This window comes from Streptomyces bobili (assembly GCF_002154575.1).
GTDB lineage: Bacteria > Actinomycetota > Actinomycetes > Streptomycetales > Streptomycetaceae > Streptomyces > Streptomyces bobili.
In genome coordinates this window covers 1-589 of the sequence record NZ_MUBA01000876.1, presented here as the reverse complement: position 1 = coordinate 589, position 589 = coordinate 1, and the positions used below count along the sequence as shown (strand labels likewise).

Here is a 589-nt window from a genome sequence, read left to right as displayed (position 1 = left end):
CAGCACCACCACCGAGCGCAGTACCTCGCCCCGGTGCATCTTGCCGAAGGCCTCCTCCACCTGGTCCAGCGCGATGGTCTCGGAGACGAAGGCGTTGAGGTCGAGCAGTCCGTACAGGTACTGGTCGATCAGGTAAGGGAAGTCCCGGCTCGGCAGACAGTCTCCGTACCAGGACGACTTGATCGCACCGCCCCGCGAGAACACGTCGATCAGCGGGAGGTCGACCGTCATCTCGGGGGAGGGGACGCCGACCTGGACCAGCAGACCCGCGTGATCCCGCATGTAGAAGGCCTGCTTGAAAGTCTCGGGGCGGCCGACGGCGTCGATCGCGATGTCCACGCCGAAGCCGTCGGTCAGGGCCCGGACCGCCTCGACCGGGTCGGTACCGCGGGAGTTGACGGTGTGTGTGGCACCGAACTTCTCGGCCTGGTCGAGCTTGCGATCATCGATGTCGACGGCGATGACCTTCATGGCGCCGTTGAGACAGGCCCCGGCGATCGCCGCGTTGCCCACGCCGCCGCAGCCGATGACGGCCACCGAGTCGCCGCGGCCCACGTTGCCGGTGTTGACCGCCGCGCCGTAGCCGGCC

At 68.1% G+C, this 589-nt stretch carries 1 protein-coding gene; it reads right to left on the bottom strand.

The genetic code is table 11. The features are described 5' to 3' along the window. Positions 1-589: zinc-binding dehydrogenase (locus tag BZL64_RS38415; protein WP_143663472.1), on the bottom strand; the 589-nt coding region annotated here is incomplete at both ends.